Source organism: Ideonella sp., assembly GCF_035254525.1.
GTDB lineage: Bacteria > Pseudomonadota > Gammaproteobacteria > Burkholderiales > Burkholderiaceae_C > Ideonella.
The window spans coordinates 1-16,420 of record NZ_DATFAN010000090.1 but is presented as its reverse complement, the minus strand read 5'-3'; the positions used below and the strand labels follow the sequence as shown (position 1 = coordinate 16,420).

15 protein-coding genes are annotated in these 16,420 nt (G+C 69.5%); 7 read left to right on the top strand and 8 right to left on the bottom strand.

Annotated features, from left to right (window positions below; genetic code table 11):
- The first annotated feature begins 320 nt into the window (after window positions 1–320).
- The 7 genes from nifV to nifA all read left to right on the top strand — a co-directional run bounded on the left by nifV (window position 321) and on the right by nifA (window position 7,415).
- Window positions 321–1,481, top strand: a complete 1,161-nt coding sequence (gene nifV, locus VJ693_RS08605; RefSeq protein WP_324153291.1) for a homocitrate synthase — start codon at window positions 321–323, stop codon at window positions 1,479–1,481.
- A gap of 19 nt (window positions 1,482–1,500) precedes the next feature.
- Entirely contained in the window at window positions 1,501–1,839 is a 339-nt protein-coding gene (gene nifW / locus VJ693_RS08600) for a nitrogenase stabilizing/protective protein NifW (RefSeq protein ID WP_324153289.1), read from the top strand.
- Window positions 1,840–1,866: 27 nt separating this feature from the next.
- A complete protein-coding gene (locus tag VJ693_RS08595) occupies window positions 1,867–2,715 on the top strand; it encodes an electron transfer flavoprotein subunit beta/FixA family protein (protein ID WP_324153287.1) in 849 nt (282 codons plus the stop codon).
- A 13-nt stretch (window positions 2,716–2,728) separates the two neighbouring features.
- Window positions 2,729–3,829 carry an electron transfer flavoprotein subunit alpha/FixB family protein gene (locus tag VJ693_RS08590; RefSeq protein WP_324153286.1) on the top strand — a complete coding sequence of 367 codons (1,101 nt, stop codon included), beginning with the start codon at window positions 2,729–2,731 and terminating at the stop codon, window positions 3,827–3,829.
- Window positions 3,830–3,841: 12 nt separating this feature from the next.
- On the top strand, window positions 3,842–5,149 hold the full coding sequence (locus tag VJ693_RS08585) for an FAD-dependent oxidoreductase (RefSeq protein ID WP_324153284.1): 1,308 nt from the start codon (window positions 3,842–3,844) through the stop codon (window positions 5,147–5,149).
- A gap of 128 nt (window positions 5,150–5,277) precedes the next feature.
- The gene (locus tag VJ693_RS08580) at window positions 5,278–5,571 is read left to right on the top strand and encodes a ferredoxin family protein (protein WP_324153282.1); all 294 of its coding nucleotides are present in this window, start codon (window positions 5,278–5,280) and stop codon (window positions 5,569–5,571) included.
- A 125-nt stretch (window positions 5,572–5,696) separates the two neighbouring features.
- Window positions 5,697–7,415, top strand: coding sequence for a nif-specific transcriptional activator NifA (nifA, locus tag VJ693_RS08575; protein ID WP_324153281.1), 1,719 nt, complete (start codon window positions 5,697–5,699; stop codon window positions 7,413–7,415).
- Between the two features lie 91 nt (window positions 7,416–7,506).
- On the opposite strand, the gene VJ693_RS08570 is transcribed toward nifA, so the two are convergent.
- The 8 genes from VJ693_RS08570 to VJ693_RS08535 form a co-directional block, all read right to left on the bottom strand.
- Window positions 7,507–8,529, bottom strand: a complete 1,023-nt coding sequence (locus VJ693_RS08570; RefSeq protein WP_324153279.1) for an endonuclease/exonuclease/phosphatase family protein — start codon at window positions 8,527–8,529, stop codon at window positions 7,507–7,509.
- 123 nt (window positions 8,530–8,652) lie between these two features.
- Complete coding sequence (locus tag VJ693_RS08565; RefSeq protein WP_324153278.1) at window positions 8,653–9,480, bottom strand: HDOD domain-containing protein; 828 nt, start codon at window positions 9,478–9,480, stop codon at window positions 8,653–8,655.
- A gap of 119 nt (window positions 9,481–9,599) precedes the next feature.
- The gene (locus VJ693_RS08560) at window positions 9,600–10,382 is read right to left on the bottom strand and encodes a head GIN domain-containing protein (RefSeq protein ID WP_324153276.1); all 783 of its coding nucleotides are present in this window, start codon (window positions 10,380–10,382) and stop codon (window positions 9,600–9,602) included.
- A 144-nt stretch (window positions 10,383–10,526) separates the two neighbouring features.
- On the bottom strand, window positions 10,527–11,282 hold the full coding sequence (locus tag VJ693_RS08555; RefSeq protein WP_324153274.1) for an arginyltransferase: 756 nt from the start codon (window positions 11,280–11,282) through the stop codon (window positions 10,527–10,529).
- A complete protein-coding gene (aat, locus tag VJ693_RS08550) occupies window positions 11,279–12,055 on the bottom strand; it encodes a leucyl/phenylalanyl-tRNA--protein transferase (protein WP_324153293.1) in 777 nt (258 codons plus the stop codon). The genes VJ693_RS08555 and aat overlap by 4 nt, the downstream gene beginning before the upstream one ends.
- Before the next feature lie 7 nt (window positions 12,056–12,062).
- Window positions 12,063–14,207: a xanthine dehydrogenase family protein molybdopterin-binding subunit gene (locus tag VJ693_RS08545; RefSeq protein ID WP_324153272.1), complete on the bottom strand. Its 2,145-nt coding sequence runs from the start codon at window positions 14,205–14,207 to the stop codon at window positions 12,063–12,065.
- Between the two features lie 4 nt (window positions 14,208–14,211).
- Window positions 14,212–14,679, bottom strand: a complete 468-nt coding sequence (locus VJ693_RS08540; RefSeq protein ID WP_324153270.1) for a (2Fe-2S)-binding protein — start codon at window positions 14,677–14,679, stop codon at window positions 14,212–14,214.
- A 154-nt stretch (window positions 14,680–14,833) separates the two neighbouring features.
- Window positions 14,834–16,420: sodium-translocating pyrophosphatase (locus VJ693_RS08535; RefSeq protein ID WP_324153268.1), on the bottom strand; the 1,587-nt coding region annotated here is incomplete at its 5' end.

Here is a 16,420-nt window from a genome sequence, read left to right as displayed (position 1 = left end):
GGCGGCGCCCCCGTTCTCCGGCCCACCACGCGGGGCACGCTCGAGGCGAGGCACGGACAGCCGCATCAACACGGTGGTGCCCTGGATGCATGGGAGGCTACCGCGAATGGGGCCTGCGCCCGGGGGCACCACCACCGCCCTGCAGGCAACGTGTGTGGCGTGCCTCCCACCCCGGCCGATGTCGGCATTGCGACAAAGACCACAGCCGTCGGTCGCATGCGTCAAGCGCCTCAAAGTGCCATGAAATCAACCACTTAGGTCATCTCGGCCGGGTGGCACACCGCTTGCGAAGTACCCCTCCAACAAGGCGGAACGGCACCATGGATCGCTCAGCGCACACCCGGCTTCTCACGATCAACGACACCACGCTGCGTGATGGCGAACAGACCGCCGGCGTGGCCTTCACCGCTGACGAGAAGCTGGCCATCGCGCAAGCGCTGGACGATGCCGGCGTGCCGGAGATGGAGGTCGGCATTCCGGCGATGGGCCCGCGCGAGGTCGAGCTGATCCGCGCCATCACCGGCTCGGTGAAGCATGCCAGCACGATGGTCTGGGCCCGCATGGCCGATGGCGACCTCGCCGCGGCGCTGCGCTGCCACGCCGACATCGTGCACCTGTCGATCAGCGTGTCGGACGTGCAGATCGAGCGCAAGCTGGGCAAGAGCCGGGCGTGGGTGCTGGAGACGATCCGCCGCTTCGTCGACCGCGCGGCCGATGCCGGCGCCACCGTCAGCGTCGGTTTCGAAGATGCCTCGCGCGCCGACGCCGGCTTCCTGGCCCGCGCCGCGCAGATGGCGCAGGTGCACGGCGCCGTGCGCGTGCGCTATGCCGACACGCTGGGCCTGCTGGAGCCGTTCAGCACGCACGGCCGCATCGCCGCGCTGCGTCGCGAGGTCGACATCGGCATCGAGATGCATGCCCACAACGACCTCGGTCTGGCCACGGCGAACACGCTGGCTGCCGTGCTGGCCGGCGCCACGCACGCCAGCACCACGGTGAACGGCCTGGGCGAGCGCGCCGGCAACGCGGCGCTGGAAGAGGTGGTGATGGCGGCGCGGCACCTCTACGCGATCGACTGCGGCCTGGACACGACCGCGCTGCCGCGCATCTCGCAGCTGGTGGCCCGCGCCTCGGGCCGGCCGGTGGCGGCGGGCAAGAGCATCGTCGGCGATGCGGTGTTCACGCATGAATCGGGCATCCACGTCGACGGGCTGCTGAAGGACCGCGGCAACTACGAGGCCTTCCAGCCCGAGGAGCTGGGCCGCGCGCACCGGCTGGTGCTGGGCAAGCACTCGGGCTCGCACGGCGTGCGCCATGCCTATGCCCGGCTGGGTATGCACTTGAGCGGCGACCAGGCGCAGGCGCTGCTCGAGTGCATCCGCGAGCACGTGGCCGCGACCAAGCGCGAGCCCACCGACGACGAGCTGATCCGCTTCTACCTCGAAGCCCTGCCGCACACCGCCACGGCCGCCCGCGCCTGAACCGAAAGGAGACCTGCCGATGAACAGCCTGACCGACCGCCTGAAGGCCTTGTCCAGTGCCGAAGACTTCCTCGTCTTCTTCGGCGTGGCGTACGACGAGCCCGTGGTGCAGGTGAACCGCCTGCACATCCTCAAGCGCTTCTACCAGTACCTGCACAAGAGCGAAGGGCTGGCCGGGTTGGAGGAGGTGGAGCTGTTCCGCCGCTACCGCGAAATGCTGGCCCAGGCCTACCAGGATTTCGTGCAATCCACGCCGGCGAAAGAAAAGGTCTTCAAGGTCTTCCAGGACGCCAACGGCACGCAGCACGTGAAGCTGGCCTCGCTGCGCGACAGCCTGGCGGGCCGCCGCGCGGCCTGATTGCCGAGCCACAACCGAGAGCATTCCATGCACATCGTCGTCTGCATCAAGCAGGTGCCGGATTCGGCGCAGATCCGCGTCCATCCGGTCACCAACACCATCATGCGCCAGGGCGTACCGGCTATTCCGAACCCCTACGATCTGTTCGCGCTGGAAGAGGCCCTGAGGCTCAAGGACCAGTTCGGCGGCCGCGTCACCGTGCTGTGCATGGGCCCGCCGCAGGCCGAAGAAGCGCTGCGCAAATGCATCAGCTTCGGCGCGACCGACGCGGTGCTGGTCACCGACCGCGCTTTTGCGGGCGCCGACACGCTGGCCACCTCCTACGCGCTGGCCGCGGCGATCCGCAAGATCGGCCAGGAGCAGGCGGTCGATCTGGTGTTCACCGGCAAGCAGACGATCGACGGCGACACGGCCCAGGTCGGCCCCGGCGTGGCCAAGCGCCTGGGGATGAACCTGCTGACCTATGTGAGCCGCATCGTCGAGGTCGATCTCGACGCCCGGCGGCTCAAGGTCGAGCGCCGCGCCGAGGGCGGGGTGCAGTTGCTGGACACCACGCTGCCCTCGCTGATCACGATGCTCGAAGGCACGAACGAGATGCGCTTCGCCAGCATGGACGACATGCTGCGCGCCGGCCGCTTCGCGGTGCGCAAGTGGAACAAGGACGACGCCGGCATCGAGGACGTGACCAAGATCGGCCTGAAGGGCTCGCCCACCGTCGTCAGCAAGGTCTTCGGCCCGACGCCGCGCACCGAGAAGGCCGATGTGCAGGTGGTGGCCGACAGCAACGTGCAGGACGTCTGCCTGAACCTGCTGCAGAAGATCTTCACCACGCATCCCACGCTGGAAGAAGAGACCGTGGAACGGCTGAGCGCCTGAAGGAGCCCGCAAGATGAACGACGCTGTCAAACCCGCCGCTCCGCGCGCCGCCGGCCGTGCGGGCCGCAACACCGAGTTGCCCGAGCACCTGAAGGCCTACAAGGGCGTCTGGGTCTTCATCGAGCACGACCGCGGCCATGTGCACCCGGTGAGCTGGGAGCTGATGGGCGAGGCCCGCAAGCTGGCCGACAAGCTGCAGGTCGGCGTGGCCGGCGTTCTGCTGGGCGGGCCCGACGAGCCGCTGGACGCCTTCGCGAAAGAGGCCTACACCTACGGCGCCGACCGCTGCTACCTGATGCGCGACCCGGTGCTCAAGGGCTACCGCAACGAGCCCTTCACCAAGGGCCTGACCGATCTCGTGAACACCCACCAGCCCGAGATCATGCTGCTGGGCGCCACCACGATGGGCCGCGACCTGGCCGGCTCGGTGGCCACCACGCTGGGCACCGGCCTGACGGCAGACTGCACCGAGCTGAACATCGACGGCCGCGCGCTCGCCGCCACGCGGCCCACCTTCGGCGGCTCGCTGCTGTGCACCATCATGACCCTGGCCTACCGGCCGCAGATGGCCACCGTGCGGCCGCGGGTGATGAGCATGCCGCGGCGCGACGACACGCGCAGCGGCGACGTGGTCGAGATGCCGCTGGGCATGATCGAGACCGACATCGTCACCAAGCTGCTCGAATTCATCCCCGATGCGAACCGCAACACGGTGAACCTGGCCTATGCCGACATCGTCATCAGCGGCGGCAAGGGCCTGAAGAACGCCGACAACTTCAAGCTGGTGTGGGATCTGGCCCGCGTGCTCGGCGCCGAGGTGGGTGCCACCCGGGCGGTGGTGCAAAGCGGCTGGGCCGAAGCCGAGCGCCAGGTCGGGCAGACCGGCAAGACGGTGCGGCCCAAGCTCTACATCGCCGCCGGCATCTCGGGCGCCATCCAGCACCGCGTGGGCATGGAGGGCTCGGACGTGATCGTCGCGATCAACACCGACCCGAACGCGCCGATCTTCGAGTTCGCCCACCACGGCATCGTCGGCAACGCGATGCAGGTGCTGCCGGTGCTGACGCAGACCTTCCGCACCCATTTGGACAAGCGCATCCGCAAGGTCGCCTGAAGGAGTACACGAATGGCAACAGAAAAGTTCGATGCGATCGTCGTCGGCGCGGGCCCCTCGGGCAACACGGCCGCCTACACGATGGCCAAGGCCGGCCTGAAGGTGCTGCAGATCGAGCGCGGCGAGTACCCGGGCTCGAAGAACGTGCAGGGCGCCATCCTCTACTCGGATGCGCTGGAGCGGGTGATTCCCGATTTCCGGGACGACGCGCCGCTGGAGCGCCACATCATCGAGCAGCGCGTCTGGGTGCTGGACGACAACAGCTTCGTCGGCACGCACTACCGCAGCGACGACTACAACAAGCCGCCGTACAACCGCTACACCATCATCCGCGCGCAGTTCGACAAGTGGTTCTCGTCCAAGGTGCGCGAGGCCGGTGCGCTGCTGATCTGCGAGACCACGGTGGAAGAGCTGCTGATGGACGGCAAGCGCTGCATCGGCGTGCGCTGCGACCGCAAGGGTGGCGAGGTCTACGCGGACGTGGTGATCCTGGCCGACGGCGTGAACTCCACGCTGGCGCGCCAGGCCGGCTTCCACGGCGAACTGAAGGGCGAGAACGTCGCCCTGGCGGTCAAGGAGATTCTCTTCATGCCGGAAGAGACGATCCAGGCGCGCTTCAACATCAAGGAAGACGAGGGCGTGGTCATCGAGATGATGGGCACGGTCACCGAGGGCATGGTCGGCACGGGCTTCCTCTACACCAACAAGGATTCGCTGACCATCGGCGTGGGCTGCATGCTCAGCGACTTCAAGTCCAACCCGAACCGGACGGCGCCCTACGCGCTGCTGGAAAAGCTGAAGAAGCACCCGAGCATCGCGCCGCTGATCGAGGGCGGCGAGATGAAGGAGTACTGCGCCCACCTGATCCCCGAGGGCGGCTTCCACGCCGTGCCGCAGGTTTATGGCGAGGGCTGGATGATCGTGGGCGACTCGGGTGGCTTCGTCAACGCCGCGCACCGCGAGGGCAGCAACCTGGCGATGACCACGGGCCGCTTGGCCGCCGAGACGGTGATCGCCGCCAAGGCCGCCGGGCAGGAGCTCAGCGCGAAGACGCTGCGGGCCTACAAGCAGCGTCTGGACGAGAGCTTCGTGATGAAGGACCTGCACAAGTACCGCGACCTGCCGCAGGTGCTGCACACGAGCCGGCAGTTCTTCACCACCTACCCGGCGCTGGTCAGCCGCGCCGCGAAAACCCTGTTCACCGTCGACGGTGTCGACAAGAAGACCAAGGAGCGCCAGATCCTGGGCAGCTTCAAGGCCGAGCGTCGCTGGCGCGGGCTGGTCGGTGATGCGTTCAAACTCTGGAGGGCTTTCCGGTAATGTCGCCCACCCCCGTAGCGGCTTCGCCGCTCCCCCTCAAGGGGGCGCCGCTGGCGGGCCGGCAAAGCCGGTCCCGCGGCGTCCGCTTGGTTGTGCTGTGCGCCTGCGATGGGCGCTGAGGAGGTCCCGTGCAAATAGTCAATGTCGAAGACAAGCTCTTCCAGAACCGCTACAAGGTCGACCACGGCCGGCCGCACATCCGGATCAAGGATGCGGACGTTTGCAAGAACGATTGCCGTTCGCAAGCCTGCACCTATGTCTGCCCCGCCTCCTGCTACAAGGCCGAGGGCAACGGCGCGGTGACGCTGATCACCGACGGCTGCCTCGAATGCGGGAGCTGCCGCGTGATCTGCACCGAGCACACCAACGTCGCCTGGGCCTACCCGCGCGGCGGCCACGGCATCTTGTTCAAGTTCGGTTGATCTGCATCAAGCGGTGGCGATGTCGGCGTGTTTGAGCCACCGCAAGGGCCAGGCGATGGGGCCGATCGGCTCGTTTCTTGCGGCGAGTTGCCCGTCCCCGCGGCCGATGCCCAAGGAGGTGCACGATGCTGAACCGAACCCGGGGTGACCAGCGCTCTCATGTGGAGCTGATCACCGTCTACGAGATCTGCCGCATCCTCGGTGCATCGCTGGATATCTCGCGCACCTTCCGCACCGCGCTGAACGTGCTCACCGCGCACATGGAGCTGCCGCGCGCCATGATCGTGCTCGCCGATGCGGAAGAGGGCCTGCTGAAGGTGCACAGCTCGGTGGGCCTGGCCCGCGCGCAGGAGCAGCGCGGCACCTGGCGCGTGGGCGAGGGCGTGATCGGCCATGTCTACGCCTCGGGCATGCCGGTGGTCGTGCCCGATGTCGGCCACGCCAGCGAGTTCATCGACCGCACCGGCGCCTTCAGCCCGCAAGAGGGCCACATGATGGCCTTCGTCGTCGTGCCCCTGAAGACCGACAAGGCGGTCGTCGGCGTGCTGGCGGCGCAACGTGAGGTGAAGGGCGGGGCGCGGCTGTCCGACGACCAGCGCATCCTGACGATGGTGGCCTCGCTGATGGCGCAGGCTGCGCAATTGCACCGCGCCGTCAGCGACGAACACCAGCGCCTGCAGCTCGAGACCACGCGGCTGCAAAAGGCGCTCAAGCGCGTTCCGCGTGGCCGCTATGCGCTGGACAACGTGGTCGGCGAGTCCCGCCCGATGCAGCAGGTGTTCGTCGAGGTGCACCAGGCCGCACCATCGCGGGCCACCGTGCTCCTGCGCGGTGAAAGCGGCACCGGCAAGGAGGCGATCGCCCGCGCGATTCACTTCCTGTCGACGCGCAAGGAGGCGCCGTTCATCAAGGTGAACTGCGCGGCGCTGACCGAGACGCTGCTCGAAAGCGAACTCTTCGGCCACGAACGCGGCGCCTTCACCGGCGCCACGGGCGACCGCAAGGGCCGCTTCGAGCTGGCCCACGGCGGCACGCTGTTCCTCGACGAGATCGGCGACATCTCCCCGGCCTTCCAGGCCAAGCTGTTGCGCGTGCTGCAGGAGCGCGAGTTCGAGCGCGTGGGCGGCAGCAAGCCGGTGAAGGTCGACGTGCGCCTGATCTGCGCCACCAACCGTGATCTGGAGAAGATGGTGCAGCGCGGCGAGTACCGCGCCGATCTGTACTACCGCATCAACGTGGTGTCGATCTTCCTGCCGCCGCTGCGCGAGCGGCGCGCCGACATCCCGCCGCTGGTGGCGCACTTCCTCGACCGCTACAACAAGGAAAACCGCCGCTCGCTGAAGGTGACGCCCGAGGCGATGAAGGTGCTGACCAGCTGCTACTGGCCCGGCAACGTGCGCGAGCTCGAAAACTGCATCGAGCGCACCGCCACGATGGTGCAGGACGACACGATCCGCGACCTCGCTTTCCCGTGCAAGCAGAACCGCTGCTTGACCCAGACGCTGCACTTCCTCGACAAAGCCGATGCTGTCGCTGCCGTGGCTGGCGCGAAGCCGCTGCCGGCGCCGGCGCCGCGCACGCCGGCCCATGCGGGTGACGACCTGGACGACGATGGCGACGATGACGACGACGTGTTGCGCATCGGGCCGACCCGCCATCTGCCACCGCCACCGGGCAAGGCCGATGCGGGCGAGCCGCCGCCGCAAGGCGAGCGCGAGCGCCTGATCTGGGCGATGGAGCAGTGCGGCTGGGTGCAGGCCAAGGCGGCACGGCTGCTGCGCGTCACGCCGCGGCAGCTGGGCTACGCGCTGCAGAAGAACCGCATCGAGGTGCTGAAGTTCTGAACGCCCCCAGGAAACGCCTTCGACGTATCCGCCTCCCGAGGGGGTCAAGGACCTCGGGAGCGGCCCTTTGTTTGCTTGAGGGGCCCGGCCTTTAGAGCTCGAAATCCGCCCAGACGGCGGCGCGGGCCGAGGCGGCATCGGCCCGGCGCCGCGCGCCGTCGAAGGGCTGCTCGCGATCGATCGAGTTGCGTGCCAGGTCGGGCATGCCGCGCCGTTCGGCGCCGGCCTGGCGGAAGGCCGCCCGCAGCGCGTCGGACACGAGGATGTAGTCCATCTGCTCATTGCGGCGGCGGTGGCCGGTCCAGCGGTCGTCTGGGATGGGGAACTGCAGCGCGAGCACGTCGCTCAGCCTGGGCAGGTGCAGCAGCGGGGCCAGGCATTGCGGGCCGCGTTGCGGCGAATCGTTGAAGTCGCCGAGCACGGCCACGAGCTCGCGCGACAGGTCGTGGCGCTCGGCCACGATGCGGGCCACGGCGGCGGCCTGGCGGCGCCGGCGCGCATCGTCGGCCGGGCCGTCGTCGGGGCCGTCGAAGTGGTTCAACAGCAGGTGCAGGGTGCGGTCGTCGGGCAAGGCCAGCTCGAGTTCAAGGCAATCGCGGCTGAAGATCGGGCCCGCGGCGTCACGGTCGAAGCAGTGGCTGCGCAGCGCGGCCAGCGGCAGGCGGCTCAAGACGCCGAGGTGGCCGGCGCGCGCGTCGTTGCCTTCGAGCAGCAGGTGGTAGGGGTAGCGGCCGCGTAACAACCGGCGGTTGAAAGCGGCCAGCGAGGCGCGGTCCTCCACTTCGACCAGGCACTGGACATCGGCGTCGACGGCGCGCAGCACACGCGCCTTGGCCTCGCAGTGCGCTGTGCCGATGCGTGAGCGGCGAAAGCGCAACTCGCCCGGCAGTGCGCCGGGCGCAGGCAACTCGAGATAGCGCGCCAGCGCGGCGGCATCATGGCCGGGGCGGCTCGCCGCGGGCCGCGAACCTGTCCTGGCTTGCCGGGCCAGCCAGGCCTGCCAAGTGCGTGCCTCGGCCATCAACTCGGCCCGGCGGGTGGCGTCGGCCAGTCGCAGCACCCGGGCGCGGCTGAACAGGTTCTCGCAGTTGTAGGTCGCTAGCCGGAGCTTCATGCCTCGGGCCGTGCGCGCGGGTGGCGGCAGGCCTCGAAGCCACTGTGCCATTCGCCGCGGCGGCGACCTTCCCCAGCCTGGAGGATGTCGCGGCCCGGACCGCGTGGCAGCGGCAACCCGCGCTCAGTCGTCGGCGTTGCTGGCGTCGTTGATGCGCTGCCAGTGCTGCGTCGCGGCGCGGGCCAACTCGGCGGCGTCGAGGTCCGCGGCGGGGGCCACCTGCTGCGCCACCGCGGCGGCGTCGCGGCCGGCGATCAGGGCATCGGCGACGGCGCCCAGCACCAGCAGGGCGCGCACCGGCTGCGGCCGTTGCGACCAGCGGCTGGCATCGTGGGGCCGCTCGCGCACATAGTCGGCCACGTCGCCGGCCAGGCCCCAGGCGCGGCACAGCGAGGCGCCGAGCAGCTCGTGGCTGACGCCGTAGGCGGCCGTCTCCTCGGCAAGCAGGCCACTGAAATCCGCGGCGACCGCATGGCGGGCGAGCATGGCGGGATAGGTGTCCGGTGCGTGCAGGCACAGCACGGCCTGGCCGCTCTCGGCGAACAGCCCGGCCGACTGGGCACGCCAGGCGTGCAGGCCGAGCGCCACCGCGGTGCGCCCCATCAGCAGGCCGCGCAGGCGAGCGGCGTCCCAGATCTTCGTCATCGCCGGCGAGGGCGGGAAGCGGGTGCGCAGGCCCAGCTCCAGCGTGATGGCGGCGACTTCGCGCATGCCGAGGTAGAGCACCGCCTCGGCGACGGTCTCGACCCGGCGCAGGATGCCGAACATCGCCGAGTTGACGGTGCGCACCACCGCCGACGCGAGCGCCAGGTCGCCCTCGATCACGTCGGCGACTTCGGGCACCGAGGTGTCCTCGTCGGCGAGCAGCTCGGTCAGGCGCAGGGTGGCGGCGGGGCTGGCAGGCAACTCGATGTCGAGCTGGCGCAGGCTGGGGTCGGGGCGGTTCGTCATGCTGGGTCGGCCATGAGGGCGGGGGCCGGCCCGGTGAAGGCGGCCCCCGCGTGGGTGGATGACAGCGATGATGGCCGGAAAGCGCGGCCGGCACAACGCGACCGGCGTGCGAGCGTGGCTTACCTCACGGGCCGCAGGTCGCCGGAGCCGACGACGCGGCTGGTGACCTTGGGCGGGTTGCCGCTGTAGGCGACGTCACCGGAGCCGGCGATCTGCACGGCCAGCGCCTCGGTCGCATGCACGCGCACGTCGCCCGAGCCCGCGATGTCGACGTTGACCCGCTTGGCGTTCAGCTCGGCCGCGTGCACGTCGCCCGAGCCGGCGAGGTTGTAGCCGGCGTCGTCGCACTTGCCCTTGACCCAGATGTCGCCCGAGCCGGCGAGGCGGGCGCTCAGCTTGCCCAGCTCGGCGTTGTCGAGCCGGACGTCGCCCGAGCCGGCGAGCGACAGCTCGAACTGCTCGCCCTTCAGGGCCGCGACGTTCAGGTCACCGCTGCCGCGCAGGTCGGCCTGGGTCAGTTGGGTGAAGTCGACGTTGACGATCATCGGCGACTCCGATCGGATGCCGGTGTTCGGCTTGATCTTGATCACGAGCGTGTCGGCTTCGACCGTGGTGAGGATCAGCGGGGCGATGTTGTCGTCGGCCCGCACCGTCACGCCCGGGGCCGCGGCGGGGCGGGCATTGATGGTGATCGCGCTGTCGACGCGCAGCTTGCTGAACGGGCCGATGGCGCGCTTGTCCTCGATCACCTTGCCCGAGCCGACCACGCGCGAGCTGAACAAGCCGGTCTGGATGTCGATGGTCGCGGCGCGCGCGGTCTCGGGCGCTGCAAAGCCGGCCAGCGTCAGCAGCACGGACACGAGCGGCGCGATCATCAGCAGGAAGGGGCGGCGGGTGGTCATGGTGGCGAACTCCTGGTCTCGAATGCCGCCATGCTAGGCCGCCCGTTGCCAGCCGCCAGCGGGCGGCGATGGGCCGTCGATCCGGCGGATTGAACCGCGTTGACGACCGACGGCCGGCGGCCGCAGGCCGATGGCCCGGAAGCCTCAATCCCCCTGGGCCGCGGCCTGCCAATGCCCGTCGATCAGCAGCTGGTGCGGCCGGAACTGGTCCTTGTAGGCCATCTTCGGGCTCTCGGCGATCCAGTAGCCGAGGTACAGGTAAGGCAGCTTCATCGCCTTGGTCTGCTCGATCTGCCACATCACGCAATAGGTGCCGTAGCTGGCCTTCACGTCCGGGTCGTAGAAGGTGTAGACGGCCGACAGTCCGTCGCTGAGGATGTCGACGATGGCCACCATGCGCAGCAGGCCCAGTCCGGTTTCGTCCCCCTCGGCCGGCGGCTCGCGGAACTCGATCAGGCGGGAGTTGACGCGGGTCTGCAGCAGGAACTGGGTGTACTGGTCGACGCTGTCGTGGTCCATGCCCCCGCCGGCATGGCGGCCGGCCTGGTAGCGCAGGTACAGCTGATAGTGCTCGGGCACGAAGCCCAGGCGCATCACCCTCGTCTTCAGCCCCGCGTGCGCGGCCCAGGCGCGGCGCTGGCTGCGCGAGGCGCGGAATTCGTTGACCGGCACGCGCAGCGGCTTGCAGGCGTGGCAGTTGTCGCAGTAGGGGCGGTAGGTGAACATGCCGCTGCGACGAAAGCCGCAGGCGACCAGGGCCGAGTAGGCCTCGGCGTGGATCAGGTGGCCGGGGGTGGCCACCTGCGAGCGCGCCAACCTGTCCGGCAGGTAGCTGCACGGGTAGGGTGCCGTCGCGTAGAACTGGAGCGACGCGAACGGTAGCTCTTTCGGGTGGGTCACGGCGGGTTATCGGCAGCGGGCTCGTCCAGCCTGAGATCCAGACTCTTCCAGGAGCTTGAATCATAGGCCCAGTGCCGTGGCGCCGCTTGTGCCACGGCCACCCGCAGGTGGGCCTCGAAGGCCTCGCGCGGGATGGCGCGCGCGCCCAGGCTGGCGAGGTGGCGGGTCTGCTGCTGGCAGTCGATCAGGGCGATGCCCTCGACCCGGCAGAAGGCCACGAGCGCGGCCAGCGCCAGCTTGGAGGCATCGGTGCGCCGGGCGAACATCGACTCGCCGTAGAACATCCGGCCGAGGTTGACGCCGTACAGCCCGCCGACGAGCTGGCCGTCGACCCAGGTCTCCACGCTGTGCACGATGCCCAGCCGATGCAACCGGACGTAGGCCGCGACCATCTCAGGCACGATCCAGGTGCCGTCCTGGCCCTCGCGCGGCGCGCCGGCGCAGGCGGCAATGACCGCGGGCGTGTCGCCGTCGAAGCGGAACTCACAGCCCGGTGTGCACAGGAAGCGCTGCAGCGTCTTGCGCAGCGAGCGCGAGAGCTTGAACTCGGCTGCCGGCAGCACCATGCGCGGGTCGGTGCTCCACCACAGCAGCGGCTGGCCTTCGCCGTACCAGGGAAAGATGCCGTGGCGGTAGGCGTCGACCAGCCGCGCGGGGCTCAGGTCGCCGCCGGCGGCCAGCAGGCCCGGCGCGTCGGTCTCGGGGCCGAGCGCCAGGCAGGTGGGTGGGAAGGGCGTGTCGCCGTGCAGCCAGGCTAATTGCACGGCGACCAGGATAGCGTCATGCTTTCTTGAGCTGCGCCGGGTCGATCGGCAGCTTGCGGATGCGCTGGCCCGTGGCGGCGAAGATCGCGTTGGTCACCGCCGGCGCGATCGGCGGGGTGCCGGGCTCGCCGATGCCGCCGGGGTTCTCGCTGCTGGGCAGGATGTGAACCTCCACCTTGGGCATCTCGTTCATCCGCAGCACCGGGTACTGGTGAAAGTTGCCCTGCTCGACGCGGCCATCCTTGAAGCTGATGCGGCCGTACAGCGCCGCCGACAGGCCGAAGACGATCGCGCTCTCGATCTGACGGGCGATGGTCAGCGGGTTGGCGGTCAGGCCGCAGTCGACGGCCGCCACCACCCGGTGCACCCGCGGCTTGCCATCCGGCGCCACCGACACCTCGGCCACTTCGGCCACGTAGCTGCCGAAGCTCTGCGCCACGGCAATGCCGCGGTGCACGCCGGCCGGCAGCGGCTGGCCCCAGCCCGCCTTCTGCGCGGCGGCCTCGAGCACTGCCTTGTAGCGCGGCTGCTGGCCCAGCAGGCCACGGCGGAACTCGAACGGGTCCTTCTTCGCGCGGGCCGCCATCTCGTCGATGAAGCTTTCGATGAAGAAGATGTTCTGCGAGTGGCCCACCGAGCGCCAGAACCAGACCTGCGGCCCCGGCTCGACCCGGCCATAGGCGATGCGCGAAGCGTCGACGTCGTAGGGGTTGTCGTTGATGCCTTCGAGCGCGAAGTTGTCGACCCCGTTGGGCGGGATCTTCATGAAGCCCGAGGCGGCCATGATCGACGGCGAGCCGACGTCGATGCGCAGGAAGGTCGGCTTGCCCTGGGCGTCCAGCCCGGCCTCGAACTTGGCCACCGACGCCGGCCGGTAGAAGCCGGCCGCCATGTCGTCTTCGCGGGCGTAGATCAGCTTGACCGGCTTGCCCGAGATCTTGGACAGCAGGGTGGCGTCGATCGCGAAGTCGGGGGCGAAACGCCGGCCGAAGCCACCGCCCAGCAGCAGCGTGTTGACCTTGACCTTGGCCGGCGTGACCTGCGCCACCTGGCCGAGAATGCCCTGGGCCGGCCCCTGGCTCTGCGTTCCCGCCCAGATCTCGACCGTGGCGTCGTCGCCCTGGCCGCGCACCCAGGCCGTGCAGTTCATCGGCTCCATGCAGGCGTGGGCGAGGTAGGGCGCTTCGTAGATCGCGTCGAAGGTCTGCGCGCTGCCGGCGGCGGCGTCCTTCAGGTTGCCCACGTCCTTCGCGATGGCGTCGGCGTTGTTTGCGCCGTCGCGCAGCATGTCGGACACGGCGGCCGAATTCAGGCTCGCGAGCTGACCCAGATCCCAGGTGATCTCGAGCGCATCGCGGCCCTGCTTGGCGGCCCAGTAGCCGGTGGCCAGCACCGCCACGCCCGACGGCAGGGTGATGACCTGCTGCACGCCCTTGACGGCCTTGGCCTTGGCGTCGTTCACGGCGGCGGGCTTGGCGCCCGGCTGCGGCGCGCGGGCCATCACCGCCACCAGCATGCCAGGCACCTGGGCGTCGATGCCGAACTTCGCCGTGCCGTTGATCTTGCCCGGGCTGTCCAGCCGGCGGGTCGGCTTGCCGAGGATGCGGAAGTTCTTCGGGTCCTTGAGCTGCGGCGCCTCGGGCACCGGCATGGCCGAGGCGGCTGCCACGAGCTGGCCATAGCGCAGCTTCTTGCCGCTCGCGTGTATGACCTGGCCGGCTTCGGTGCGGCACTCGCCGGGCGGGACTTTCCATTGCGCCGCGGCGGCGGCCACGAGCATTTCGCGCGCCGCGGCGCCGGCCTTGCGCATCGGCTCCCAGTGGGCACGGATGGTGGTCGAGCCGCCGGTGGCCTGCATGCCGAAGATCGGGTTGGCGTAGGCCTTGTCGACGGGTGCCTGCTCGACGCCGACCTTCTTCCAGTCGGCGTCCAGCTCCTCGGCGACGAGCATCGGGATCGAGGTCAACACGCCCTGGCCCATCTCGGACGAGCCGCAGATCACGGTGACGCGGTCGTCCGGAGTGATGCGCAGGTAGGCGTTGGGGGCGAAGGGAGCGGCGGCGGCGGTGGCCGCCCGTGTGGCCACCGGCATCGAGAAGCCGATGACCAGCGCCGAGGCGCCGGAGGCCTGGAGGAATTCGCGGCGGGTGGGGGTGTTCATGATGTCAGGCCCCCTTCGCCAGCGTCGCGGCCGCACCGTGGATCGCTTCGCGGATCTGGTTGTAGGTGCCGCAGCGGCAGATGTTGCCGCTCATGGCGGCGTCGATCTCGGCGTCCTTCGGGGCCTTGTTCTTGGCCAACAAGGCGCAGGCGCTCATGATCTGGCCGGACTGGCAGTAGCCGCATTGCGGCACGTCGGCCTCGGCCCACGCCGCCTGCACGACCTTGCCGGTGCGGCTGGCGCCGACGCCCTCGATCGTGGTCACCCGCTTGCCTGCCGCGGCCGACAAGGGCGTCGAGCAGGAGCGCACGGGCTGCCCATCGAGGTGCACCGTGCAGGCGCCGCACAGCGCCATGCCGCAGCCGAACTTCGTGCCGGTGAGCGCGAGGTCCTCGCGCAGCACCCACAGCAGCGGTGTCGCGGGATCCGCGTTCACCGTCATCTGCTTGCCGTTCACGGTCAAGGTGGTCATGAATGTCTCCTCGTGTCTTGCGATAGGGCCGCGCGCAACGATACGAAGTCGCCATGGGGCCGTCAAAGGGTTTCGCATGGCCCGCAACGCCGCACGCCCAAACAAGAAAGGGCCGGCATCGGCCGACCCTTTCGGTTAGGTGGGTTGCGGATCGTCAGCCGCCACTGGCCGCCGACGCGGGCTGGGCGGGCGCCACGGTGTCCAGCGCCGGGGCGGCGGCCGGCGCCGGCGCAGTCACGGCCGCCGGCTCGCTGGCCTTGGCCGTGCTGGCGCTCGTGGCCATGGGCAGCAGCGGCACGATCAGCAAGGCCACGATGTTGATAATCTTGATCAGCGGGTTCACGGCCGGGCCGGCGGTGTCCTTGTAGGGGTCGCCCACGGTGTCGCCGGTGACGGCGGCCTTGTGCGCCTCGCTGCCCTTGCCGCCGTGGTGGCCGTCCTCGATGTATTTCTTGGCGTTGTCCCAGGCGCCGCCGCCGGTGCACATCGAGATCGCGACGAACAGGCCCGTCACGATCGTGCCCATCAGCAGGCCGCCCAGCGCTTCCGGGCCGAGGAACATGCCGACCAGGATCGGCACGACCACCGGCAGCAGGCTCGGGATGATCATTTCCTTGATCGCCGCGGTGGTCAGCATGTCGACCGCCTTGCCGTACTCGGGCTTGCCGGTGCCTTCCATGATGCCCTTGATCTCGCGGAACTGGCGGCGCACCTCCTCGACCACCGAGCCGGCCGCGCGGCCGACGGCTTCCATCGCCATCGCGCCGAACAGGTAGGGGATCAGGCCGCCGATGAACAGGCCCACGATCACCATGTGGTTCGACAGGTCGAAGCTCACGTGCATGCCGCGCGCCTCGAGCGCGTGGGTGTAGTCGGCGAACAGCACGAGCGCAGCCAGGCCGGCCGAGCCGATCGCGTAACCCTTGGTGACGGCCTTGGTGGTGTTGCCCACGGCGTCCAGCGGGTCGGTGATGTCGCGCACGCTGGCGGGCAGATCGGCCATCTCGGCAATGCCGCCGGCGTTGTCGGTGATCGGGCCGTAGGCGTCGAGCGCGACGACGATGCCGGCCATGCTCAGCATCGAGGTGGCGGCCACCGCAATGCCGTACAGCCCGGCCAGCTGGTAGGACGCCAGGATGGCCAGGCAGACGAAGATCACCGGCCAGGCCGTGGACTTCATGCTCACGCCCAGGCCGGCGATGATGTTGGTGCCGTGGCCGGTGGTCGAGGCCTGCGCCACGTGCTGCACCGGCTTGAAGTCGGTGCCGGTGTAGTACTCGGTGATCCACACCATCGCGGCCGTCAGCACCAGGCCCACCGCGCAGGCGCCGAACAGCCGCATCTGGGTGCCCGCGCCGAGGGCGTCATCGGGCACGATGGCCTTCGTCACGAAGTAGAAGGCGATCAGCGACAGCACGCCGGCGACGATCAGGCCCTTGTACAGCGCCGGCATCACGTTCTTCATGCCCGGCGAGGCCTTCACGAAGAAGCAGCCGATCACCGAGGCGATGATGGACACGCCGCCGAGCGCGAGCGGGTAGAGCGCGGCGTGCGCGGCGGCCGTGGTGACCAGCAGCGCGCCGAGCACCATCGTCGCGATCAGCGTGACGGCGTAGGTCTCGAACAGGTCGGCGGCCATGCCGGCGCAGTCGCCCACGTTGTCGCCGACGTTGTCGGCGATCACGGCGGGGTTGCGCGGGTCGTCTTCCGGGATGCCGGCTTCCACCTTGCCCACCAGGTC

Bases quoted from the DNA above. Each gene is read 5' to 3' on its own strand.
- VJ693_RS08585 (WP_324153284.1), top strand. From the start codon at position 3,842: ATGGCAACAGAAAAGTTCGATGCGATCGTCGTCGGCGCGGGCCCCTCG.
- VJ693_RS08595 (WP_324153287.1), top strand. From the start codon at position 1,867: ATGCACATCGTCGTCTGCATCAAGCAGGTGCCGGATTCGGCGCAGATC.
- VJ693_RS08545 (WP_324153272.1), bottom strand. From the start codon at position 14,207: ATGAACACCCCCACCCGCCGCGAATTCCTCCAGGCCTCCGGCGCCTCG.
- VJ693_RS08565 (WP_324153278.1), bottom strand. From the start codon at position 9,480: ATGACGAACCGCCCCGACCCCAGCCTGCGCCAGCTCGACATCGAGTTG.
- nifA (WP_324153281.1), top strand. From the start codon at position 5,697: ATGCTGAACCGAACCCGGGGTGACCAGCGCTCTCATGTGGAGCTGATC.
- VJ693_RS08540 (WP_324153270.1), bottom strand. From the start codon at position 14,679: ATGACCACCTTGACCGTGAACGGCAAGCAGATGACGGTGAACGCGGAT.
- VJ693_RS08570 (WP_324153279.1), bottom strand. From the start codon at position 8,529: ATGAAGCTCCGGCTAGCGACCTACAACTGCGAGAACCTGTTCAGCCGC.
- nifW (WP_324153289.1), top strand. From the start codon at position 1,501: ATGAACAGCCTGACCGACCGCCTGAAGGCCTTGTCCAGTGCCGAAGAC.
- nifV (WP_324153291.1), top strand. From the start codon at position 321: ATGGATCGCTCAGCGCACACCCGGCTTCTCACGATCAACGACACCACG.
- VJ693_RS08560 (WP_324153276.1), bottom strand. From the start codon at position 10,382: ATGACCACCCGCCGCCCCTTCCTGCTGATGATCGCGCCGCTCGTGTCC.
- VJ693_RS08590 (WP_324153286.1), top strand. From the start codon at position 2,729: ATGAACGACGCTGTCAAACCCGCCGCTCCGCGCGCCGCCGGCCGTGCG.